The following is a 23969-nucleotide window of genomic DNA, read 5'->3' on the forward strand; positions in this document are numbered from 1 at the left end:
TACGCCGGGAGCCATTCCTTCCTCAACGCATGGCCAGGCGCCGGACTTGCTGGACAGTCTCGTCGATCAAGCGTTCATCGGTATAGAAATGGGGTGAAAAACGCACGCCGCTGCCGCGCAGAGCGCAGATCGTCCGTTCGGCGCTTAGTGCCTGATAAATATCGGCACTGTCACGCCCCTGCAGGCTGAACGTGATAATACCGGCCCGTCGCTCCGGGGACTCTGGGGTGTGCAGGCGAACGCCAGGTATGGCGGCGAGGCCCTTGTACAGTTGATCGGCCCGTTGCTGTAGCAGTCGGGCGACAGTGTTCATGCCGATTTCTTCCAGTAGCGAGAGGCTTGCTTCCAGTGCACAGGCGCCGAGCATATTGGGGCTGCCGCATTCGAAGCGGCGCGCGCACTCCGCGCGGGCTGCCACTGGCGGCGCTCGAAGTCGCCCAGGTGTTCCAGCATGTGCCATCCGTAAGCATTGAGCCTTAGTTGCGGGCGCAGCGCGGCGCGGCAGTAGAACACGCCGAGCCCTTCCGGGCCGAGCATCCACTTGTGGCCGTCGGCCATGGCGAAATCGCATTGGTACGCTTGCACGTCGAAGGGCAGGGCGCCGATCTGCTGGATGGCGTCGATGCAGAACAGCACCTGGCGCTCCTGGCAGCCTTCGCCAAGGCGCGCCAGATCCAGCCGCAGGCCGCTGCCGAACTGGACGGCGCTGATGGCCAGCAGGCGCGTGTGCCGGCCACAGGCTGCGAGCAGCGCGGCCTCCGGGTCGGCGCCGGCAAGGCTCACCTGGATCACTTCGACCCCTTGATCGGCCAAGGCCTCCCATACCACGCGGTTGGAAGGAAATTCCTCGTCACTGATCACCACCTGGTCACCGGGCTGCCAGTCGAGGCCGAAGGCAACCAGCGACAGCGCTTCCGGGAGGTGTTTTTGACAAGGGCAATGTCGCCGCGGGAAGGGGCGTTGAGCAGGCGCGCCAGGCGTTCGCGCAGGCGTCTCTCGGTGGCCAGCCATGCCGGGTAGTCGCTGGCGCCCTGTGTCACATTTTCTTGAGCGAAGCGAGCCACGGCCTGGCTGGCGCGGCGGGGCCAGGGCGCGATCGCCGCATGGTTCAGGTAGCGCAAGCCCGGTGTCTGGTCAAACTCATCGTGAAACATAGACATGGTTGGAAGATCCGTGCAATTTGCCGCCAGTTAGGCATAATAAACCGCTTCGATTGTCATCCAGTCCTTCCTATGCAGAAAGAACCTCGTAAGGTCCGTGAGTTTCGCCGTCGCGAACAGGAAATCCTCGATACGGCGCTCAAGCTGTTTCTCGAACAGGGTGAAGACAGCGTCACCGTCGAGATGATCGCCGACGCCGTGGGCATCGGTAAAGGCACGATCTACAAGCACTTCAAGTCCAAGGCGGAGATCTATCTGCGCCTGATGCTCGACTACGAGCGCGATTTGAACGGGCTGTTGCATTCGTCTGACGTGGACCGTGACAAGGAAGCACTGTCACGTGCCTACTTCGAATTCCGCATGCGCGACCCGCAGCGCTACCGGCTGTTCGACCGCCTGGAAGAAAAGGTGGTGAAGGGCAACCAGGTGCCGGAAATGGTCGAGGAACTGCACAAGATCCGCGCCTCCAACTTCGACCGCCTGACCCAGCTGATCAAGGGCCGTATCAGCGAAGGCAAGCTTGAAGATGTGCCGCCCTATTTCCACTATTGCGCAGCCTGGGCGCTGGTGCACGGTGCCGTGGCACTGTACCACTCGCCGTTCTGGAGCAATGTGCTGGAGGATCAGGAAGGCTTCTTCCAGTTCCTGATGGACATTGGCGTGCGCATGGGCAACAAGCGTAAGCGCGACCGGAAGCCGCGAACTAAAGCCTTCCACCCGCAGGTACTGCGCCGAACTCAGTAGCTGTGGGGGCGGGCTTGCCCGCGAAGGGACGCACAGCGTCCGCATTCCATCGCGCCCGGCATGAAACAAGGGGCTTGCAAAAACCTGATTTATGAGTCAGGTTTTGCCAGCCCCGATTCATCCATGCCGGAGTTTTTCATGATCGTCGATCGTCAAGGCAGGCGTTTTCGCAACCTGCGTGTCAGCCTGACGGCTGCCTGCAATTATGCCTGCACGTATTGCGTACCCGACGGCAAACGCCTGGTGGCGGCACAGGACGAACTTTCGGCTGAGGCGCTGGCGCGGGTGTGGCCTACCTGATCGAGGCCGCGGGTATCGAGCGTCTACGTATCACTGGCGGTGAGCCATTGGTCAGCCCGCGCCTGGATGCCTTCCTGGCGGCGGTCGGCAAGCTTGATCTGGATGACATCACACTGACCACCAATGGCCAGTTGCTGGCGCGTAAGTTGCCGCAGTTGCAGGCAGCCGGCATTCGTCGCCTGAACGTTTCCCTCGACACTCTCGACCCTCAGGCGTTCCGCCGCATTGCCCGGGGTGGCGACCTTGCTACCGTGTTGGCCGGTATGGAGCAGGCCAGCGCCTGGGCATGCAGATCAAGGTCAACATGGTGCCGATGCGTGGGCAGAACCTGGACCAGGTCTTGCCTTTGCTCGACTATTGCCTGGCGCGTGGCTACGAGTTGCGTTTCATCGAATTGATGCGCATGGGCCACCTGGCCCGTGACCCCAATGCCTTCTTGCAGCATTTCGTAGGCCTGGAGCAGTTGCTCGGCCTGATTGGCCGCGAGCACATCCATCGCCGGTTGACGCGCCGCTGGACGCCACCGCGCTGCGCTACCAGATCCCAGGCAAAGGCCATTTCGGGGTCATCGCCAACGAAAGCGTGCCGTTCTGCCGGAGCTGTTCGCGTCTACGTCTGTCGTCCACCGGCTGGCTTCACGGATGCTTGTCGTCGAGCAACCGTCACTTTATCGGCGACTTGCTGGAGCAGCCCGTCACCAGGCGCTGCCTGCCTTGCAGCGGTTGCTGGTCAAGGCCCTGGCAGACAAGCAGGAGCTGGCGTTTTCCGGGGGCGTCACGGTGATGAAGGTGATCGGCGGCTGACTCTGGCGCAAAAGCTGCATCCGCCGACTATTCGCCGGTTTTTCGTCGCCGGCCTCTGGAGGAAAGATGCGTAGCCTGGTCTTGCTGCTGGCGCTGATGGCGCTGGGCGGCTGCATGAATGTCAGCGATATGGGCGAGGGTGTCCGTTACCACATGAGCGATGCAGGGTTGCTGGACCACAGTGATACCCGCCGCTCGCTGTCGATTCGGCTGCAACCCGACTCGTTCATCTTCATCGGCCAGGGGGCGTTCATGCCACCGGGCAAGGGGCCACTGCCGCGGCAGAACGTGGTGGCGGAACAAGCGTTCAAAAGCTTCGTCGAATACTTCCCTCTGGTGCGTCGTGCCCAGGGGCCGCTGGGCCTGGAAGACGCCATTGCCCAAGCGCGCTCGGTGGGGCCGACTATGTCCTGTACACCCGTTTCGCACGTACCGATGATCGTATCGGCAATGGCGACGAGTGGTATGACGAGCAGGCCGTCGACCGCCTTGGATGGGACACTGGCGTGGTGCAGATGATGCTGATCGAAACCAACAGTCGCTACCTGATCGACACCGTGCGTATCAAGAGCCGTGGCGGTTTGTTGACGTTCCACGACAACACACCGGAAGATTTGCTAGCCGCGCCGATGCGCGAGTACGCTCGTAGCCTTCTGGGTATGAGTGAGTGAGGGCAGGGTGATGACGGATTCCGGCAAGGCCAACGATCTTCTGGCGCAGATTCCCAAAGAAAAGGGGTTGCCGCCGGTACATCTGTGGAACCCGGATTTCTGTGGCGATATCGACATGCGTATCGCCCGTGACGGCACCTGGTACTACCTGGGTACGCCCATTGGGCGCAAGCCGATGGTGCGGTTGTTTTCCACGATCATTCGTCGCGATGGCGATGATTACTTCCTGATCACCCCGGTGGAGAAAGTCGGCATTCGTGTCGATGACGCGCCGTTCGTGGCCGTGACGCTGGATGTGCAGGGCAGTGGCGAGCAGCAGGTGTTGCGTTTCACCAGCAATGTCGACGACCAGGTCGAGGCCGGGCCGGAGCATCCGTTGCGGGTGGAAATCGACCCGATCACTCAGGAACCGGCACCTTACGTGCGGATGCGCGGCAATCTCGAAGCGCTGATTCATCGCAATGTGTTCTACCAGTTGGTGGAGCTGGCGGTGCCGCGTGTGATCGATGGTGAAGAGTGGCTCGGGTCTGGAGCCAGGAGTGTTTTATCCGATTGGCGCCAATGGCTGAGGTGTCGTGTAGCCGTCATCGCTGGCAAGTCGTCTCCAGCAGGAGCCTGATCGGCCTCCTGCTTTTCCTCTGAATTGGCCGTTTCCCCTCTGAGTTCTTGGGCCTAACCTGCTGGCAGATACCCACCAGGAGATGCCCATGAAACCTGTCCATCTTTCCGTTGCCTTGTTCATCACCGCTGGTCTGCTCGCAGGCCAACTCTCTGCCTGGGCTCACGGCGACGTCGCCGATCAGGTCCAGGTCCTGCAGGAAAAACAACCCTCGAATGCCCCCGGCAAGAAAGCCGTCATGCTCACCGTCAACTACGCCCCCGGGGAGGCGTCGCCCGCACATCAGCATCCGGGCGCGGTCATGGCCTACGTGCTGGAAGGGGCGGTGGTGTCGAAGCTTAACGATGAGCAAGAAAAGACCTATAAGGCCGGCGAGTACTGGTACGAGGCGCCAGGAACCGTGCACCGTGTTTCACGCAACGCCAGCCGGACGCAGCCTGCCAGGTTGCTGGTGTGGAGCCTGGTGGACGAGGGCCGGCCAGTGACCGAGCCTTATCCTGCTGCGGGTTCGGCGCGTTGAGCCTGCCCCAGGCTGTCAGTTACCGCGCGCACCAAGTCATCGTCCAGCACTCGGCAGGGCGCGATCTGAACGTTTTGCGTATAGAACGGCGGCAAGCGTTGCGCCAGTTCCGCAACGTCCTTGTGCTTGCAGCCCGTTGGCAGTGATACGTATTGCAGCCCGGAGGGGAAAGATGGCGCGGTGTGGCGTTCCACGGTAGAGCCATAGGCGCCCAGCGTCATGACGGCTTCGCTGCCGGCTGGGTCCGGAAAGTTGAGCAGGATGATCGTGCAATGGCGAGGGTGTGTCAGGTGCTCCTGCGCTTCACGACGGACCAGCGGGTTGGCATGGTTCATCAAGTCCCAGCGCAAGGCTGCATAGCTTCGCGTGAGTTCCATGAAGGCGGTGCGAATGGGTGAGTGCTGCTCGGCACCACTCAGGCATGCCAGCAGGTTCCCGAATGGATCGAGCAGTGCCGCGGCGTTGGCGATGCTTGCCTGGCTCGCTGTCTCGAGCAGCGGCTGGGCCAGTTCAGCTCGGGGATGCGCGGATTGTCACTTCTGATACGCAAGCTCCACGGACTCATGCTGGCCAATGCCTGGCGTACCTCGCTCTGCGCGGGCAGGGTGAGTGGGTCCTTCAGGGCAGAGGGTGGCAAACCTGTGTTGCTGCTTTCGTCATGTACTTGGTTCACGCTGGCTGCAAAAAGCGAGCTGGTCAGGCTCGATGTGGCGGCGTCGACTTGCTCGCCTGCGTAAATCGGGCCATCCGGGGCCCCGGCATACTCCCGATCAAAGGGTGTTCCGACTGCGTAGTAGCCCCATGTGGTTTGTGCGATGCGTCGAAGGGCGGGTGGCAGGCCAGGGAATTCGAAGCGCTCGTCATGGTTGATGCCGGCAAAGGTGTCGTGTGCGCTGACTGCAACGTTGAAGCCGGCCGTCAGCAGGGCACCGGCGCACATGGCGCACGGGTCAAGCGTAGTCACCACCGTCAGTTCGGCTGGCGCTGGCAGGGCGAGGCGCTGCTGATTTTCAAAATACCAGTCGATCAGGCGCCGTTCGGCGTGGGCCGTGGGGTCGTGGAGCCTGAATCCAGGCTGCGATTTGCTGCTGGTCGACGGTTGCATTACGCGATTGTGCAGGGCGACCAGTACCTTGCCGGTGGCGTTCTCTATGAGGCATCCGCCAACCGCAAAGGTTTCAAGTCGACTGGCCAGGAGGCCTGCTCGGCGGCCAGTTTTACCGCTTGCTGGGCTGTGCCGGTAACATTTTTGGCGCTCATGGAAGCTCCGAATCGTTAGTTGGATTCAAACGATACAGTAGCGTCGCGCCGAGGTGAGTAGGGGAAGGCAACAAGCAATGGGCAAGAAAAAACCTCCAGCGCTTGCGCGACTGGAGGTTTTTCAGTGTTTGCTCCGCGACCTGGACTCGAACCAGGGACCCAATGATTAACAGTCATTTTTGCTCTACCGACTGAGCTATCGCGGAATCTGCGCGTATCTTACTGTTTGCCAAGGGGAAGTCAAGCCACCCCTTGGCAAATCAAGCAGTTACAGCACTTCGACGATGGCCTTGGTGACCACGTGGATGTTGCTTTGGTTCAGCGCGGCAACGGCGATACGGCCGGTGTCCAGGGCGTAGATGCCGAACTCGTTCTTCAGGCGCGCCACTTGCTCAACGGTCAGGCCCGAGTACGAGAACATGCCAGCCTGACGGCCAACGAAGCTGAAATCACGCTTGGCGCCATATTGAGCCAGCAGTTCTACCATCTGGTGGCGCATGCCATGGATGCGCTCGCGCATCTCGGCCAGCTCCGTTTCCCACATCTGACGCAGCTCGTCGCTGTTGAGCACGGTGGCGACGATGGTGGCGCCGTGAGTTGGCGGGTTGGAGTAGGTGGTGCGGATCACGCGCTTGACCTGGGACAGCACGCGGGTGCTTTCGTCCTTCGAGCCGGTGACGATCGACAGGGCGCCAACACGCTCGCCGTACAGCGAGAACGACTTGGAGAACGAGCTGGAGACGAAGAACTCCAGGCCCGATTCGGCGAACAGGCGCACAGCGAAGGCGTCTTCGGCGATGCCAGCACCAAAGCCCTGGTAGGCCATGTCGAGGAACGGCACGTGGCCCTTGGCCTTGACCACTTCCAGGACGTTTTTCCAGTCATCCAGGGTCAGGTCGACGCCGGTCGGGTTGTGGCAGCAGGCGTGCAGGACAACGACCGAGCCGGATGGCAGGTTGTTCAGGTCCTCGAGCATGCCGGCGCGGTTGACGTCGTTGCTTGGCGCGTCGTAGTAGCGGTAGTTCTGGACCGGGAAGCCTGCGCTTTCGAACAGCGCACGGTGGTTTTCCCAGCTCGGATCGCTGATGGCGACCACGGCGTTCGGCGACAGGCGCTTGAGGAAGTCGGCGCCGATCTTCAGAGCGCCGGTACCGCCGACGGCCTGCACGGTGACCACGCGGCCGGCGGCCAGCAGTGGCGACTCGGCGCCGAAGATCAGTTTCTGCACGGCCTGGTCGTAGGTAGCGATGCCGTCGATCGGCAGGTAGCCGCGGGAGGCGTGCTGGGCGGCACGCTGGGTCTCGGCTTCGATCACAGCGCGCAGCAGCGGAATGCGGCCTTCCTCATTGCAGTAAACGCCCACGCCCAGGTTGACCTTGTCGGTACGTGGGTCGGCGTTGAATGCTTCGTTGAGGCCCAGAATAGGGTCGCGGGGTGCCAGCTCGACAGCGGAAAACAGGCTCATTGTTACCTTGGCTCTGAATGGAGAGTGATAGGGCGTACACGCTCCAGCCGAATGCACTGAAGCGGTGCACAAACGGGGAGTCAGTATAGTGATACCCGCCGGTCACTGCGACAGTCTGGCGCAGCTTTTCAGACGATTTGGGCAAATATTTTTCGACCATTGGTCGAATTGCCAGGTCCACAGTAATGGCTGCTCACACCTCGGCCATGAAACCGACGCCACGCAGCCGTATTTGGGTATAGACTACTGGCTAAATTTACAGTTGCTGCGTTGCGAGAGGCCCATCATGTCCGAGTTCCAGCTCGTTACCCGTTTTCAGCCGGCCGGCGACCAGCCCGAGGCCATTCGTCAGATGGTCGAAGGCATCGAGGCGGGCTGTCGCACCAGACGCTGCTTGGGGTGACCGGTTCGGGCAAGACCTTCAGTATCGCCAACGTCATCCAGCAAGTGCAGCGTCCGACACTGGTGCTGGCGCCGAACAAGACCCTGGCTGCGCAGTTGTACGGTGAGTTCAAGGCTTTTTCCCGAACAACGCGGTGGAGTATTTCGTTTCCTACTACGACTACTACCAGCCTGAAGCCTATGTGCCGTCTTCGGACACCTTCATCGAGAAGGACGCCTCGATCAACGACCATATCGAGCAGATGCGCCTGTCGGCGACCAAGGCGCTGCTCGAGCGGCGCGACGCGATCATCGTCACCACCGTGTCGTGCATCTATGGCCTGGGCAGCCCCGAGACCTACCTGAAAATGGTCCTGCACGTGGACCGTGGCGACAAGCTCGACCAGCGGGCGCTGCTGCGGCGCCTGGCCGATTTGCAGTACACCCGCAATGAAATGGACTTCGCCCGCGCCACCTTCCGGGTGCGCGGTGATGTGATCGACATTTTCCCGGCGGAATCGGACCTGGAAGCCATTCGTATCGAGCTGTTCGATGACGAGGTGGAGAACATCGCCGCGTTCGACCCGCTCACGGGCGAGGTCTTTCGCAAGCTCCCGCGCTTTACCTTCTACCCCAAGAGCCACTATGTCACCCCGCGTGAAACCCTGCTTGAGGCGGTGGAGGGCATCAAGGTGGAACTCAAGGACCGGCTCGAGTACCTGCAAAAGGCCAACAAGCTGGTGGAAGCCCAGCGTCTGGAGCAGCGCACCCGCTTCGATCTGGAGATGATTCTCGAATTGGGTTACTGCAACGGTATCGAAAACTACTCGCGCTACCTCTCCGGTCGTCCGGCCGGGGCGCCGCCACCCACGCTCTACGACTACCTGCCGCCAGATTCCTTGCTGGTGATCGACGAGTCCCACGTCAGCGTGCCCCAGGTCGGCGCCATGTACAAAGGCGACCGCTCACGCAAGGAAACCCTGGTCGAGTATGGTTTCCGGTTGCCTTCGGCGCTGGATAACCGGCCGATGCGCTTCGATGAGTGGGAGTCGGTGAGCCCACAGACCATCTTCGTCTCGGCCACCCCAGGCCCTTACGAGGCCGAACATGCTGGGCGTGTGGTCGAGCAGGTGGTGCGCCCCACTGGCCTGGTCGACCCGCAAGTAGAGGTGCGTCCGGCGCTGACCCAGGTCGACGACCTGCTGTCGGAGATCCGCAAGCGCGTCGACGGTGGCGAGCGGGTGTTGGCGACCACCTTGACCAAGCGCATGGCTGAAGACCTGACCGATTACCTGGCGGACCACGATGTACGGGTGCGTTACCTGCACTCGGACATCGACACCGTGGAGCGGGTGGAGATTATTCGCGACTTGCGGTTGGGTACGTTCGATGTGCTGGTGGGCATCAACTTGCTGCGTGAGGGGTTGGACATGCCGGAGGTATCGTTGGTGGCGATACTCGATGCCGACAAGGAAGGTTTCCTGCGGTCCGAGCGGTCGCTGATCCAGACGATCGGGCGTGCGGCCCGTAACCTCAATGGTCGGGCGATTCTTTACGCTGACCAGGTTACCGGTTCCATGCAGCGGGCTATCGACGAGACCGAGCGTCGACGCGAGAAGCAGATCGCGTTTAACCAGGCCCATGGCATCGTGCCCAAAGGGGTGGTCAAGGACATTACCGACATCATGGAAGGCGCTACCGTGCCTGGGGCGCGTAGCAAGAAGCGCAAGGGGATGGCCAAGGCGGCGGAGGAGAGTGCGCGGTACGAGGCGGAATTGCGTACACCTGCTGAGATCACCAAGCGGATCAAGGTGCTGGAAGAGAAGATGATGCAGTTTGCGAGGGATCTGGAGTTCGAGGCGGCAGCGCAGTTGAGGGATGAAATTGCTCAGCTTCGAGAGCGGTTGATCGCCAGCTGACGAACACCAGCCTCACGACCAGCACGGCTTTTGCTCTTGCTTTTGCTCTGCTTCTGCTTCTAGCGCGCGATAGTTCAGACACCGCCAATTGCGACTTCAGGAGGCCGAGTGTAGGTCTTGCGGAGGGAGGTGACGGGCATGGATGCCCGTCAAGCGCTGCGGCCCAGGATGGGCCGTACAGCGCGGTCCTCCCGGGAGCAAGACCGGAGCGAGGGAACCCCGGAGCGGAGCGTAGGGGCCGGATGTAGGAGCGAGCGGTTTTTGCCTACTTTTGCCCAAGAGCAAAAGTAGGTCGCCGTAAAGGCGAAAAGGTGAATTAGCGCCTCCATGGCGAATGGATATGTTCACTGTATATATGCCGCACTTCGCTCTTGGCTTTTGAAGCGAAGTTGGTTTTAAAGTGTGTGAGCATATCCATTTGCCAAGGCGACGCTTAATCACCTTTCCGCTCTTACAGCGGGTCACTTTTTGGCAAACGCCCCAAAAAGTAACCAAAAAAGTCTCGCTCCTACATCCGGCCCCTACGCTGCGCTCCGGGGTTCCCTCGCTCCGGTCTTGCTCCCGGGAGGACCGCGCTGTACGGCCCATCCTGGGCCGCAGCGCTTGACGGGCATCCATGCCCGTCACCTCCCTCCGCAAGACCTCCGCTCGGCCTCCTGAAGTCGCAATTGGCGGTGTCTGAACTACCGCGCACTAAGAGCAAAAGCAAAAGCAAAAGCAAGAAACTTGATTGGTTTTTGGCACTTCAACGGTTAAATATAAACCTCAGTGTGCCTCACCAGCCTTCAATCCCACCGGCAACTTCTTCGTCAATAATACCGCCACCATACTCACCGCCAACCCAATCCCGACAAAATGAAACGCATCGTTATAGGCCATGATCAACGCCTGTTGATGGGCAATCTCACTCAATTTGCCAAGCGCCGCGTTATCACTCCCAAACCGCTCCGCCAACTGCGCCAACCGCTCCGCCACCTGCGGGTTGCTCGGCACCAGCGCCTCACGCAAATAGTCGAAATACACCTTGCTCCGCGCATCCAGCAAGGTCGCCAGCAAGGCGATGCCAATCGCCCCCCAAGGTTGCGCAGAATGTTGAACAGGCTCGAAGCCGACCCCGCATCCTGAGGCAGGATATAAGCCGTGGCGATCAGCGAGATAGTGACCATGATCATCGGCTGCCCAAGCGCCCGAACCACCTGGATATGGTTGAACTGCGGCCCGGCAAAGTCCGGGTTGAGCACCCCGAGCCAAAGCTGGCAACGCCAAACAGGCAGAATCCCAAGGCACACAACACCTTGGGCGACACCACCTTCATCAACTGCGGCACCAACGGAATCAGGAACAACTGCGGAATACCCATCCACATGATCACTTCACCGATCTGCAGGGCGTTGTAGCCCTGAATCTGCGCCAGGTACAGCGGTAACAGGTATATCGAGCCATACAACCCCACGCCCATCCCTAGGCTGGCAATGCTCGACAGGCCGAAAATTGCGATTGCCCAGAATCCGCAGGTTGATCAGCGGGTGCGTCTTGGAGAACTGCAAGATGACGAACGTGATCAGGCTGATCAACGCTACTGCGCCCAAGCCGACGATCAGGCTCGACTCCAGCCAGTCCTTGCGGTGCCCTTCCTCAAGGAACACTTGCAGGCATCCCAGTCCCAACCCCAAGGTGACGATGCCGGCATAGTCGTGTGCTCTTCAGTAGCTCCCAATGCGCGTCCTTCTTTTCCAGGCCGTACAGCAAGCCGGCAATCATCAATATGCCCGGCGGGATGTTGATGTAGAAGATGTACTCCCAGCCCCAGTTTTCCGTCAGCCAGCCTCCCAGCGTAGGGCCAATGGACGGGGCGAAGGTGGCGGTCATGGCAAACATCGCCATGCCCTTGGCACGGTGGTGTTCAGGCAGCTTGATCAGCGTCAGGGTGAAGGCCAGGGGAATCAAAGCGCCCCCGGTGAACCCTTGCATCGCACGAAAGACAATCATGCTCTCCAGGTTCCAGGCCATCGAACAGAGCAGCGACGACAACAGAAACCCCGTCGACACCCAGGCCGCCAACCTGCGCGCCGAGAGCAACTGCACCAGCCAGGCCGTGAGCGGAATCATGATGATCTCGGCCACCAGGTAGGAGGTGGAGATCCATGAGCCTTTCCTCCAGCGTCGCCGAAAGCGCGCCCTGGATGTCCTTGAGCGAGGAGTTGGTGATCTGGATGTCCAGCACTGCCATGAAAGCGCCGAGCATCACGCTCATCACGGCAATCCAGTCGCGCCGGCTCGGCTCTGCGGTCGGCCTGAGCAGTTGGTCACCGGCCATCGTGGTTGTCGTGTTCTGGCTGCAGGTCGATGGTTGCCGTGACCGACATGCCCGGACGAATGCGGCCGTGCAGCGGATTGTCGGCGAGGAAGGTCAGCTTGACCGGAATGCGCTGCACCACCTTGGTGAAGTTGCCGGTCGCATTGTCCGGCGGCAATAGGCTGAACTGCGCGCCAGAGGCTGCGAAAAGGCTGTCGACTCTGCCCTCGATTGGCGTGTCCGGGTAACTGTCGAACAACAGTTCCACGCGTTGGCCGGGCTGCATGTGGCCAATCTGGGTCTCCTTGAAGTTGGCTTGCACCCAGATGTTTTCGTCCGGCACGATCGACAGCAAGTAGGCGCCGGCCTGTACCACCTGGCCGTTGCGCGCACTGCGCTGGCCGATGGTGCCGCTGATCGGCGCGCGGACCTCGCAGCGGGTCAGGTTGAGTTCAGCCTGGGCCAGGTCGGCACGGGCGTTGGCAATCTGTGCGTCAAGGCGTTTGAGCTCGGCGGTGAGGGCGTTGACCTGCTGGCGCTGGCTTTGCAGGTCGGCCCGGGCCTTGTCGACCTGCGAGCTGGCCACATGGTTTTCCGCCGACAACGTCGTGACCGCTCTTCGGAGACGAACCCGGGTTTGCGCAGTGCCTCGGCGCGGCTCAGGTCCACGCGGGAGCGGTCGAGCGTAGCCTGGTTGGCGGCAACCTGGGCCTGGCCGGCTGCAATCAGGCTGGCTTGCTGGGTCAGTCGGCTTTCGGCCTGGGCACGTTCGGCCTCGCGGGTGGCCAGTGCGGCGCGAGCGCGCTCGACGGCCAGTTCAAAGTCTGCGGTCTCCAGGCGAACCAGCAGTTCTCCTTGATTGACGTGCTGGTTGTCCTCAACGCGCACCTCGTCAATACGTGCGCCCAACTGACTGGAAATACGGGTGATCTCGCCCTGAACGTAGGCGTTGTCGGTGCTTTCGTAGAAGCGGCCCTTGAAATACCAATGGGCCAGGAAGGCGAGGGCGATGAACGCGACAAGGGTGAAGAAGACCAGCAGACGGCGTTTGAGTTGGGCGGGCATGAGTACTATGGTTCCAGAAATGTAAACAAATTTAACAGCGACAAACGGCGCATCCACAAGTGGCGATCGCGCCATAGCTGGAGCCGGGTGCCCGCTCCCTGCTAACATCCCGCCTTTGTTTCATCTTTCGTCCGAGACTCTCCATGACCACCGTTCGCACGCGTATCGCGCCATCGCCCACTGGCGACCCCCATGTCGGCACCGCCTACATCGCCCTGTTCAACTACTGCTTTGCCAAGCAGCACGGCGGTGAGTTCATCCTGCGTATCGAAGACACCGACCAATTGCGCTCGACCCGCGAGTCGGAGCAGCAGATCTTCGACGCCCTGCGCTGGCTCGGCATCGAATGGAACGAAGGTCCGGATGTCGGTGGCCCCCACGGCCCTTACCGGCAGAGCGAGCGTGGCGAGATCTACGCCAAGTACGCCAAGCAGCTGGTCGACGCCGGTCACGCCTTCTATTGCTTCTGCACCGCCGAAGAGCTGGAGCAGATGCGTGCCGAGCAGATGGCCCGTGGCGAAACCCCGCGCTACGACGGCCGCGCCCTGAACATGAGCGCCGAGGAAGTCCAGCGCCGCCTGGCTGCTGGCGAACAGCACGTGATCCGCATGAAGGTGCCGAGCGAAGGCATCTGCGTGGTTCCGGACATGCTGCGTGGCGATGTCGAGATTCCTTGGGACCGCATGGACATGCAGGTGCTGATGAAGAACGACGGCCTGCCGACCTACTTCCTGGCCAACGTGGTCGATGACCACCTGATGGGCATCACCCACGTACTGCGTGGCGAAGAGTGGCTGCCCTCGGCGCCCAAGCTGATCAAGCTGTACGAATACTTCGGTTGGGAGCAGCCCAAGCTTTGCTACATGCCGCTGCTGCGCAACCCCGACAAGAGCAAGCTGTCCAAGCGCAAGAACCCAACCTCGGTGACCTTCTACGAGCGTATGGGCTTCATGCCCGAAGCAATGCTCAACTACCTCGGCCGCATGGGCTGGTCGATGCCGGACGAGCGCGAGAAGTTCTCCTGGCCGAGATGGTCGAGCACTTCGACCTGTCGCGCATCTCGTTGGGCGGCCCGATTTTCGACATCGAGAAGCTGTCCTGGCTCAACGGCCAGTGGCTGCGTGAGCTGCCGGTGGAAGAATTCGCCGCTCGCTTGCAGAAATGGGCATTCAACAGCGACTACATGATGAAGATCGCTCCGCACGTGCAAGGCCGGGTTGAAACCTTCAGCCAAGTCGCGCCGCTGGGTGGTTTCTTCTTCGAGGGCGCGCTGAAGCTCGATGCCAAGCTGTTCGAAAGCAAGAAACTGTCGGCCGACCAGGTTCGCCAGGTGATGCAGTTGATCCTGTGGAAGCTCGAAAGCCTGCGTCAGTGGGAAAAAGACCGTATCACTGGCTGTATCCAGGCCGTGGTCGAGGCGCTGGAACTCAAGCTGCGTGACGCCATGCCGCTGATGTTCGCCGCCATCACCGGCCAGGCCAGCTCGGTCTCGGTGCTGGACGCCATGGAAATCCTCGGCCCTGACCTGACCCGCTATCGCTTGCGTCAGGCCCTGGACCTGCTCGGTGGCGTATCGAAGAAAGAAAACAAAGAGTGGGAAAAGCTGCTGGCCAACATCGCCTGACAGCTTCCCCTTGGTTGCAAGTGATCCTGTGGGAGCGGGTTCACCCGCGAATACGCTGGTACATTCACCTCGGCATTCGCGGGTAAACCCGCTCCCACAGGGGGCAGCGATTCGGTTTTGCCAGGGCAGGGCGGTAAGTGATTGTTATCTCGAAAAAAACTTTTGAATTTTTTCAAAAATTTGTTTGACAGCTTTGCAATCCGATCTTAATATGCGCCCCGTCCACAGCGATGAACGAAAACGAAACGCCAGGCACCCAGCCGGTGATTCGGTTCAGAGCGACATTGTGGGGCTATAGCTCAGCTGGGAGAGCGCCTGCATGGCATGCAGGAGGTCAGCGGTTCGATCCCGCTTAGCTCCACCAAATTCCGCTTAACGGTCAAGACCGGTAAGCAAGACCGGGTCCAGCAACCGGGTCTTGAAGGTAAGAAGGTTCGTCCCCTTCGTCTAGTGGCCTGGACACCGCCCTTTCACGGCGGTAACAGGGGTTCGAGTCCCCTAGGGGACGCCAGTTTTGCACAAGCGATGTTTCAGGATGTCGCTGGGCCGAGAGGCTAGAAATCCGGGGCTATAGCTCAGCTGGGAGAGCGCCTGCATGGCATGCAGGAGGTCAGCGGTTCGATCCCGCTTAGCTCCACCAATTTTGCCGCGGTTCGTGAAAACGGATCGGCACGAAGGTTACGTCCCCTTCGTCTAGTGGCCTGGACACCGCCCTTTCACGGCGGTAACAGGGGTTCGAGTCCCCTAGGGGACGCCACTTTTTCCCGTGTATTGCGGGGCTTAAAGAGGCTCATCTTAATGTTGATGAGCCTTTTGTTTTCGGGGCTATAGCTCAGCTGGGAGAGCGCCTGCATGGCATGCAGGAGGTCAGCGGTTCGATCCCGCTTAGCTCCACCAATTCTGCCAGGGTTCGCTGAAGCGGATCTTCGCGAAGGTTACGTCCCCTTCGTCTAGTGGCCTAGGACACCGCCCTTTCACGGCGGTAACAGGGGTTCGAGTCCCCTAGGGGACGCCATTTTTACCCGCGTTTTGCGGGACTTTAAAGGCTCATTCGCTTATTGAATGGGCCTTTTGTTTTTCTCCCTTCCGCACTTTTTTGCACGCCGATGGATGGTGTGGGTTTTCGCTTGCCAAAAAATATGATGAGCATCATATTATGATCATCATATTCGAGGTGCCCATGAGCGATAAGAAGAGCAAGACCCGCGAACGCATCCTTGAGGCGGCCCGCACGGCCTTGATTCAGCACGGGCCGGCCGAACCCAGTGTCAGTCAGGTGATGGGCGCTGCCGGGCTTACGGTGGGCGGCTTCTATGCCCACTTCGACAGCAAGGACGAACTCATGCTGGAAGCCTTCAGCCAATTGCTCAGCGAGCGGCGGGCACTGCTTGCCCAGGTCGACCCGAGCCTGGATGGGGCAGGGCGGCGGGCGTTGGCTGCGGCGTTTTACCTCTCGCGCAAGCATCGCGACGCCGAGGTGCATGCGTGCCGTTACCCAATTCTCTGGGCGAGATGCAGCGGCTTCCCGATGCCTTTCGCGACGTGCTGGCCGAGCATATCGAGCTGATGACCGCGCAAATGGTCGACAGCCCCGAAGACATCGACAAGGCCTTGGCTGACCTTGCCTTGATGGTGGGTGGCCTGGCTTTGGCCCGAGCCCTGGGCAGCGACGCGCTGTCCGATCGCATTCTGCGTGCCGCCAAGTCGGCGGTGATCTGAAACCACTCATTCCTGGAGCAAGGCAATGACTACCCTGAGCTGGATTCGTGGCGTCAATGGCACTCTGGGGCACCTGGCCCCCGAACACATCGCCGGCAAGATGCGCCGAGCCTTCATGACTCCGCGTAACCTGCCGCCCAAACCATGGGAGCTACCTCTGCTGGCCAAGGCCGAGCGCATCACCTTGCGTTTTGGTTTGTCGGCCTTGCGCTGGGGCAAGGGGCCGACCGTGCTGCTGATGCATGGGTGGGAAGGCCGGCCGACGCAGTTTGCCGCGCTTATCGAAACGCTGGTACAGGCCGGGCACACCGTGGTTTCGCTGGAAGGGCCGGCCCATGGGCGCTCGCCCGGTCAGCAGGCGCACGTGGCGCTGTTCGCGCGTGCGTTGCTGGAAGCCGCTGCCGAGCTGCCGCCTTTGCGTGCCGTCATCGGCCATTCCATGGGCGGTGCCAGTGTGATGCTGGCGTTGCAGATGGGGTTGCGGGCCGAGGCGGCGGTCAGTATCGCCGCTCCTGCGCAGTTGCTGGGCGTGCTGCGCGGCTTTGCCCGGCGTCTGGGCATGCCAGCACGGGCCAGGGCCGCTTTCATTCGCCAGGTTGAACAGGACGTCGGCATGCAGATCAACCGCCTTGATGTCAGTGGCTATCAGCTGGAGCTGCCGGGGTTGGTGGTGCACGCCGCCGATGATGCGCTGGTGCCTGCCAGCGAGGCCGAGGCCATCCACAAGGCGTGGTTCGACAGCCGTCTGCTGCGGCTGGAGGAGGGCGGCCACCAGCGCGTGCTGGCCGACCCGCGCCTGAGCGAAGCGGTGCTTGAATTGCTTGAGCGTACCAACGCGCCCGCGCGGCAAAGCGCCTGAACATCCGATACACTCTGCCCGTTCACTGACTTTGGGAGCGGGCATGAGCTGGGACCTGGCAACGCCATTCATTATCGACCTGCGTGTCGGCAGCGAGGACATCGACGGCCTCGGCCATGCCAACAATGCGGTCTACGTCACTTGGCTGGAGCGCTGCGCCTGGCGCCACTCTCAGCGCCTGGGGCTGGACCTGTCCGAGTACCGGCGCCTGGACCGGGCCATGGCGGTGGTTCGCCATGAAATCGACTACTTGGCCGCCGCTTACGAAGATGATGAGCTGCAGCTGGCTACCTGGATCGTCGACTGGGATCAGCGCCTGCGCATGACCCGTCGCTTTCAGCTCAAGCGCCCGAGTGATGGCGTCACCCTGCTGCGAGCCCAGACCACCTTCGCCTGCATCGAGCTGTCCAGCGGCAAGCCCAAGCGCATGCCGGCGGAGTTTCTCGACGGTTACGGCCCGGCGCTGATCGGTGCCTGACGCGGCGGCGTTTTTGCTAGACTGCCGCCTTTTTCCGCCGAGACCCAGAAATGCAAATTGCCCTGGCCCCCATGGAGGGGCTGGTCGACAACATCCTGCGCGACGTCCTGACCCGAGTGGGTGGCATCGATTGGTGCGTCACCGAGTTCATTCGCGTCTGCGACCGCCTGTTGCCAGCTTCCTCCTTCGACAAACTGGCCCCGGAGCTGCGCCATGGCGCCCGCACTGCGGCCGGGGTGCCGATGCGTGTGCAATTGCTCGGGTCCGACCCTGTATGCCTGGCTGAGAATGCCGCGCTGGCCTGCGAGCTGGGGGCGCCGGTGATCGACCTGAACTTCGGTTGCCCGGCCAAGACGGTCAACAAGTCGCGGGGTGGCGCTGTGCTGCTGAAGGAGCCGGAACTGCTGCATGCGATCGTTCGTGAGGTGCGGCGGGCGGTGCCGGCGCATATCCCGGTAACGTCCAAGATGCGCCTGGGTTTCGACACCCCCGATGGCGCACTGGATTGCGCCACCGCCCTGGCGGAAGGCGGTTCGGCACATCTGGTGGTGCATGCCCGGACCAAGGTAGAGGCTATAAGCCGCCGGCTCATTGGGAATGGGTGGCCAAGGTGCAGGATGTGGTCGAGGTGCCGGTGTTCGCCAATGGCGAAATCTGGACCGTGGACGACTGGCGTCGTTGCCGGGAGGTGAGCGGCGCCGAGGACATCATGCTTGGGCGTGGCTTGGTGTCGCGGCCGGACCTGGCGTTGCAGATTGCTGCCGCGCGTGATGGGCGCGACTACCAGCCGATGTCCTGGGATGCACTGCTGCCGTTGCTGCGCGAGTTCTGGCGCCAGGCCCAGGCCAAGCTGTCGCCGCGTTATGCGCCGGGGCGCATGAAGCAGTGGCTGGCGATGTTGACCCGCAGCTACCCGGAGGCGGTGGTGTTGTTTGCCGAGCTGCGGCGTGAGGATGATTGCCAGCGGATCAGCAGGTTGCTTGGGGTCGAGGTGCAGGCTTTCGAGGAATGTGTTGCCTGAACCGGCCTTTTCGCGGGTAAACCCGCTCCCACAGGATTGCTGCAATTCCTGGACTGCCCCCAAAAAGTTGGATTTGTGTCCAACTTCTTGGGGGCAGTCCAGCTTTCAAGGGCAATGCCTATCCTGTGGGAGCGGGTTTACCCGCGAAGAGGCCATTAGATCCAACGCCGAATTCAGATTTTTTATGTTGTCCCCTTGAAAGCTTTTCAGCTGGCCATATCTCTTGAGTACGCGATGCCGAAGTCGGGTCGCGTAATGACTTACTTGCTGAATCTCAGGAGTTTATGACCATGACTAGCGCTTTCTCTCTCGCACCACTGTTCCGCCATTCCGTTGGCTTCGACCGTTTCAACGACCTGTTCGAGTCTGCGGCACGTAATGAGGCGGGTAGCAGCTACCCTCCCTACAACGTGGAAAAACATGGCGATGACCACTATCGCATCGTGGTTGCCGCAGCCGGTTTTCCAGGAGCAGGACCTCGACCTGCAAGTCGAAAAAGGCGTCCTGACCGTCATCGGTGGCAAACGCGAAAACAGCGCCTCTGAAGTGACTTACCTGCATCAGGGTATCGCTCAGCGCGCCTTCAAGCTGTCGTTCCGCCTGGCTGACCATATCGAGGTCAAGTCCGCGGGCCTGGCCAACGGCCTGCTCAGCATCGACCTGCTGCGCATCGTGCCGGAAGAAGCCAAGGCCAAGCGCATTCCGATCAATGGCGACAAGCCAGCGCTGAACTGAGTTCCAGGCAATGAAAAGAGGGCACCTGCAAAGGTGCCCTTTTTATTTCAGTAATCCGCAGGCGCTTCGAGCAGCATTTGCCGGAACTCCGGCAATGGCAGCGGCCGGCTGTGCAGGTAGCCCTGGTACAGATGGCAGCCCAGCAGCTCCAGAAACTCCAGTTGCTCGGTCAGTTCAACGCCCTCAGCGATCACCGCCAGGTCCAGGCTGCGGGCCATGGCGACGATGGCGCGGACGATCTCGGCATCGTTGGGGTCGTCGGCGCGTCGCGGACAAAGGTCTGGTCGATCTTCAGTGCATCCACCGGCAAGCGCTTGAGGTACGTCAGCGAGGAATAGCCCGTGCCGAAGTCGTCCATGGCAAAGCTCACGCCATAACGCTTGAGTTCACGCATCTTGCTGATGGTGTCCTCCAGGTTCTGGATGACGATGCCTTCGGTGATTTCCAGCTTGAGCATGTGTCGCGGCAGGCGGTAGTCGTCCAGGCTGCGCAACACTCGCTCGACGAAGTCGTTCTGGCGGAACTGCCGAGGGCTGATGTTCACGCACAGGCTGAAGTCGTCGGCGTCGATCAGCCCGTCCTCGAGCATATGCGCACAGGCGTCGCAGGCTTCGTCGAGTATCCAGCTGCCAACTTCCAGAATCAGGCCGCTTTCTTCCAGAACCTGGATGAACTGCGTCGGTGCCTGCTGGCCCAGTTGCGGGTGGTGCCAGCGCAGCAGCACTTCGGCCCCGACAATGCGGTTGTCGCGGGCATCCACTTGGGGCTGGAAGTGCAGGGCCAGTTCACCACGTGCCAGCGCCAGGCGCAGGTCACTTTCCATGCGCAGGCGCTCGCTGGCGGCTTTCTGCATGGTGGTGTGAAACAGTTGCGTGGTGTTGCGCCCGGAGTCCTTGGCACGGTAGAGGGCGATGTCGGCGCGCTTGAGCAGGTCGGCCGGGGTGGCGCCGTGGTCGGGGATCAGCGCCACGCCGATGCTTGGGGTGACCTGCAGGCGCTGGCCGTCCAGTGACATCGGCTCGGCCAGCAGTTCGCGCAGGGTGTCGGCCAGTTCACGGACCTTGAGTTCTACCGCCTCGCGGCTGCCTTCCAGGCCGCTGAGCAGCACCACGAACTCATCGCCACCCAGGCGTGCCACGGTGTCTTCCAGGCGCACGCTGGCCTCCAGGCGCGCCGTGATGATCTTGAGCACGGTGTCGCCCACAGGGTGGCCGAGCGAGTCATTGATGTGCTTGAAGTGGTCAAGGTCCAGGAACAGCAGGGCACCACGCAGATTATGGCGCTTGAGCAGGGCAATCTGCTGGCTCAGGCGGTCCATCAGCAAGGCGCGGTTGGGCAGGTTGGTCAACGGGTCGTGATAAGCCAGGTGGCGAATCTGCGCCTGGGCATTCTTCAGCAAGCTCACGTCGCGAGCGGTCAGCAGCAGGCATTCGACCTCATTGAGGCTGATCGGCTCGACCGACACTTCCACCGTCAGGATATCGCCGCGTTTGTTGCGCCCGAGCATCTCCCGGTGGTGCACCCGACCACGCTCGCGAAGTTCGCCGAGCAAGGCGCTGCGCTGCTTGTCGTCGGCCCAGATGCCAAGCTCGTGGACACTGCGGCCGATGACTTCGTCCGCGCTGTAGCCGGTCAAACGGCAGAACCCGTCGTTCACCTCCAGGTAACGGCCGCTATGGCGTTCGGTGATGGTGATGGCGTCGGGGCTGGAGTGGAACGCCTTGGCGAACTTCTCTTCGCTGGATTTGAGCGCCGCCTCGGCCGTTGCTGCTGGGTGATGTCGCGCAACGTGGTGACACTGCAGGGCTGCCCGTCAACGGTGATCAGGCAGCTGGAGATCACGCAGGTCAGCGCTGAGCCGTTGCGGTGGTTGACCACCACGGCCACATTGTTCAGCGCCCGCTCGCGGATGACCCGTTCGATGCGCTGGGCGCGCTCGGTGGTTTCGGCCCACAGGCCGATCTGCTCGGCAGTGCGGCCGATTATCTGGTCGGCATCCCAGCCGAAGGTCTGCGCAAAGGCCGGTTGACCTCGATGAACTGGCCAGTGTCCTGGCGCGTCACGAAAATCGGATCGGGGCTGACCTGGAACAGGCTGGCGAACTTTTCTTCCGAAGCGCTCAGGCGTTGTTCGCGCTCCACCTGGTCGGTGATGTCCAGCAAGGTGCCAGCCATGCGCAGCGGGTTGCCCTGTTCGTCGCGGTAAAGCCGCGCGCGGCTTTCGATGTAGCGCGAAGTGCCGTTTTCCAGCTGCACCCGGTAGGTGATCTGGTAGTTGCCCGCCGGGCCTTCGCGCAGGCTGCGATAAGCCTGGCGCATGCTGTTGCGCTCTTGCTCCGGCATCGCCTTCGAAAAACGAATCGAACGATTCGTGGAAGGGCACCGGGTCCAGGCCGTGCAGTTGTGCGCGGCGCGGGCCGAGCCGTAGAGCATGCCGCTGGGAATGTGCCAGTCCCAGGTGCCCAGCTGGGCTGAGTCCAGGGCCAGATCCAGGCGTTCCTGGCTGTCCTTGAGGCCTGCTCGGCGCGTTTGCGTTCGGTGGTGTCGACGAATGTGCTGATCAGGTAGGTCACACCTTCCAGCTCGATGCCCTGAGTGCACAGAATGCCGTCGTGGATCTTGCCGCTGCTGGCGCGGAACTGCACTTCGATGATCAGTGGGCCGCCATTGCCGCGGGTAGCGTCCATCACCTGGTGACGTTGCTCGGGGTTGACCCACAAGCCCAGCTCGAAACTGGTCTTGCCGATCACCTGGCTGCCGGGCCAGCCGAACATGTCTTCGAAGTGCTGGTTGACCTCGAAGATCATGCCGTCATGGCGGCGCGTCAGCAGAATCGCGTTCGGGCTCAGATGAAACAGGGTGGCAAAGCGCTTTTCCGAGTTGATCAATGCGGTTTCACGGTCGCGCTGGCGAGTGATTTCGCGGATTACCCCGATCATCTGCGGGCGGCCGTGGCGGTCGTGGGTCAGGCTGCCGTTGATTTCCAACCAATGCAGGCTGCCGTCCGGCCAGCGAATACGGTGACGCATGGCCTGTTCCACCGGCTCGCCGTTGACCACCGCTTGAAAGGCCTGGCGGGTGCGGGCCCGGTCTTCCTCAGGCAGCAGGTCGAGGTAGTCGATGTCGATGGGCAGCGGGCGTTGCGGGTCGAAGCCGAACAGCGCCTGGGTGCCGCGCGACCAGCTGACCCGGCCGCTCTCGATATCCCACAGCCAAGCGCCCAAGTGGGCGCCGTTGAGCGCGGCAAGCAATTGCGGAGCATTTTGCCAGGCCTGTTCCGACTCCTGAGGGTCGGCCGCAGAAATACGCGGCAGGCGCGGAAAGCGATTTGCTGATTTGGGCATCGGTACCAGACCTTTGGCGTATGACGCGTCCTTGGAGTTGGAAATGCCGAGCTGACGACCGGTCAGGCGGACCCTGCGTGGCTGTCGAGAAGAGCCATGAAGGCCCTGGCCGCGTTCGATAGCGTTCGCTCCGTGTGCAAAATGTAGCCAGCTGGCGCGACAGCTGTATGCCGGGCAAGGCGATGGGTGCGACCTGTTCATCCAGCATAGTACGGGGCAGCACACTCCATGCCAGGCCGATGGAAACCATCATCTTGATGGTTTCCAGGTAGTTGGTGCTCATGGCGATGTTCGGCGTCAGGCCCTGGCTTTCGAACAGGCGCTGGACGATGTGGTGGGTGAAGGTGTTGCCGCCAGGGAAAACTGCCGGGTGGCGGGCGACATCGGCCAGGCTGACCGCCATGTCGCGGGCCAGCGGGTGCTCCGGCGCCGCCACGAAGTCCAGGGCATCGTCCCACACCGGTACCGCCTTGATCAGGTGGTGGGGCTCCGGTGCCAAGGTGATGACAGCAATTTCGGCACGACCGTGGAGGATTTCATCGTAGGCCGCTTCCGAATCAAGGAACTGAATATCCAGCGCTACTGCCGGGTACTGGCGGGTGAAGGCCCGTAGCAACGGGGGCAGGCGGTGCAGGCCTATGTGGTGGCTGGTGGCGAGGGTCAGACGACCGCTCACCTCGCCGGTCAGATTGGTCAGCGCGCGTCGGGTATCATCCAGTACGTTGAGGATCTGATACGCGCGTGGCAGCAAGGCCCGCCCAGCTTCGGTCAGGGTCACTTCACGGCCTAGCCGGTCGAACAGGCGCACGTCCAGTTGCTGTTCGAGCCCGGCAATGCGTTTGCTGATGGCTGGTTGAGTCAGGTGCAGGCGTTCGCCGGCCCCAGAAAAGCTGCCGGTCTCGGCAATGGCGATAAAAGCGCTGAGGTTGGCCAGGTCCATCCTTCGAATTCCTGATGGCTATGCAAAGCATGAAAATTATGAATTTG

7 protein-coding genes, 7 tRNA genes and 13 pseudogenes are annotated in these 23969 nt (G+C 61.5%); 18 read left to right on the forward strand and 9 right to left on the reverse strand.

The features are described 5' to 3' along the window. Positions 1–22: 22 nt before the first annotated feature. Positions 23–1160 (reverse strand): annotated as a pseudogene (locus PspTeo4_RS01330) (aminotransferase class V-fold PLP-dependent enzyme). Positions 1161–1232: 72 nt separating this feature from the next. Here PspTeo4_RS01330 and PspTeo4_RS01335 point away from each other — a divergent pair. From PspTeo4_RS01335 to PspTeo4_RS01355, 5 genes and pseudogenes are all read left to right on the forward strand, one after another. Continuing rightward, positions 1233–1904 (forward strand): TetR/AcrR family transcriptional regulator, encoded by a 672-nt coding sequence (locus PspTeo4_RS01335; RefSeq protein WP_322361972.1) that lies wholly within the window; start codon positions 1233–1235, stop codon positions 1902–1904. A 138-nt stretch (positions 1905–2042) separates the two neighbouring features. Continuing rightward, positions 2043–3007, forward strand: a pseudogene (locus tag PspTeo4_RS01340) (GTP 3',8-cyclase MoaA). Between the two features lie 66 nt (positions 3008–3073). After that, positions 3074–3678 (forward strand): annotated as a pseudogene (locus PspTeo4_RS01345) (DUF4823 domain-containing protein). A gap of 10 nt (positions 3679–3688) precedes the next feature. Continuing rightward, positions 3689–4248, forward strand: a pseudogene (locus tag PspTeo4_RS01350) (DUF1285 domain-containing protein); the annotation flags it as partial. Between the two features lie 137 nt (positions 4249–4385). Beyond that, a complete protein-coding gene (locus PspTeo4_RS01355) occupies positions 4386–4817 on the forward strand; it encodes a cupin domain-containing protein (protein ID WP_322361973.1) in 432 nt (143 codons plus the stop codon). Here the strand turns inward: PspTeo4_RS01355 and PspTeo4_RS01360 are convergent. From PspTeo4_RS01360 to PspTeo4_RS01375, 4 genes are all read right to left on the reverse strand, one after another. Continuing rightward, positions 4790–5194, reverse strand: coding sequence for a hypothetical protein (locus tag PspTeo4_RS01360; RefSeq protein WP_322361974.1), 405 nt, complete (start codon positions 5192–5194; stop codon positions 4790–4792). The genes PspTeo4_RS01355 and PspTeo4_RS01360 overlap by 28 nt on opposite strands. Positions 5195–5232: 38 nt before the next feature. Further along, on the reverse strand, positions 5233–6102 hold the full coding sequence (locus PspTeo4_RS01365) for a nucleoside deaminase (RefSeq protein WP_322364778.1): 870 nt from the start codon (positions 6100–6102) through the stop codon (positions 5233–5235). A gap of 106 nt (positions 6103–6208) precedes the next feature. Continuing rightward, positions 6209–6283, reverse strand: a tRNA-Asn gene (locus PspTeo4_RS01370). 62 nt (positions 6284–6345) lie between these two features. Then, complete coding sequence (locus tag PspTeo4_RS01375) at positions 6346–7542, reverse strand: amino acid aminotransferase (protein WP_322361975.1); 1197 nt, start codon at positions 7540–7542, stop codon at positions 6346–6348. A 286-nt stretch (positions 7543–7828) separates the two neighbouring features. Here PspTeo4_RS01375 and uvrB point away from each other — a divergent pair. Continuing rightward, a pseudogene (gene uvrB, locus PspTeo4_RS01380) lies at positions 7829–9842 on the forward strand (excinuclease ABC subunit UvrB). Positions 9843–10607: 765 nt separating this feature from the next. Here the strand turns inward: uvrB and PspTeo4_RS01385 are convergent. Further along, a pseudogene (locus tag PspTeo4_RS01385) lies at positions 10608–12099 on the reverse strand (MDR family MFS transporter). A gap of 49 nt (positions 12100–12148) precedes the next feature. Further along, positions 12149–13203: pseudogene (locus tag PspTeo4_RS01390) on the reverse strand (HlyD family secretion protein). A gap of 143 nt (positions 13204–13346) precedes the next feature. Between PspTeo4_RS01390 and gltX the strand changes: the two are divergent. The 12 genes and pseudogenes from gltX (at position 13347) to PspTeo4_RS01450 (ending at position 19639) form a co-directional block, all read left to right on the forward strand. Then, a pseudogene (gltX, locus tag PspTeo4_RS01395) lies at positions 13347–14827 on the forward strand (glutamate--tRNA ligase). 288 nt (positions 14828–15115) lie between these two features. Further along, positions 15116–15191 (forward strand) — tRNA-Ala (locus tag PspTeo4_RS01400). A 72-nt stretch (positions 15192–15263) separates the two neighbouring features. After that, positions 15264–15338, forward strand: a tRNA-Glu gene (locus PspTeo4_RS01405). 53 nt (positions 15339–15391) lie between these two features. Then, positions 15392–15467, forward strand: a tRNA-Ala gene (locus tag PspTeo4_RS01410). A 42-nt stretch (positions 15468–15509) separates the two neighbouring features. After that, positions 15510–15584 (forward strand) — tRNA-Glu (locus PspTeo4_RS01415). A gap of 64 nt (positions 15585–15648) precedes the next feature. Continuing rightward, positions 15649–15724, forward strand: a tRNA-Ala gene (locus tag PspTeo4_RS01420). A gap of 42 nt (positions 15725–15766) precedes the next feature. Beyond that, positions 15767–15842 (forward strand) — tRNA-Glu (locus PspTeo4_RS01425). A 165-nt stretch (positions 15843–16007) separates the two neighbouring features. Continuing rightward, positions 16008–16546 (forward strand): annotated as a pseudogene (locus PspTeo4_RS01430) (TetR/AcrR family transcriptional regulator). 25 nt (positions 16547–16571) lie between these two features. Continuing rightward, positions 16572–17405 carry an alpha/beta fold hydrolase gene (locus PspTeo4_RS01435; protein WP_322361977.1) on the forward strand — a complete coding sequence of 278 codons (834 nt, stop codon included), beginning with the start codon at positions 16572–16574 and terminating at the stop codon, positions 17403–17405. Between the two features lie 43 nt (positions 17406–17448). Further along, positions 17449–17883: a thioesterase family protein gene (locus PspTeo4_RS01440; protein ID WP_322361978.1), complete on the forward strand. Its 435-nt coding sequence runs from the start codon at positions 17449–17451 to the stop codon at positions 17881–17883. A 50-nt stretch (positions 17884–17933) separates the two neighbouring features. Continuing rightward, positions 17934–18904: pseudogene (locus tag PspTeo4_RS01445) on the forward strand (tRNA dihydrouridine synthase). Positions 18905–19194: 290 nt separating this feature from the next. Next, a pseudogene (locus PspTeo4_RS01450) lies at positions 19195–19639 on the forward strand (Hsp20 family protein). Positions 19640–19686: 47 nt separating this feature from the next. On the opposite strand, the pseudogene PspTeo4_RS01455 reads toward PspTeo4_RS01450, so the two are convergent. Continuing rightward, positions 19687–22982: pseudogene (locus PspTeo4_RS01455) on the reverse strand (PAS domain S-box protein). A 62-nt stretch (positions 22983–23044) separates the two neighbouring features. Then, positions 23045–23922: pseudogene (locus PspTeo4_RS01460) on the reverse strand (LysR family transcriptional regulator). Positions 23923–23969: the final 47 nt, after the last annotated feature.

It is taken from the genome of Pseudomonas sp. Teo4 (assembly GCF_034387475.1).
Classification (GTDB): domain Bacteria; phylum Pseudomonadota; class Gammaproteobacteria; order Pseudomonadales; family Pseudomonadaceae; genus Aquipseudomonas.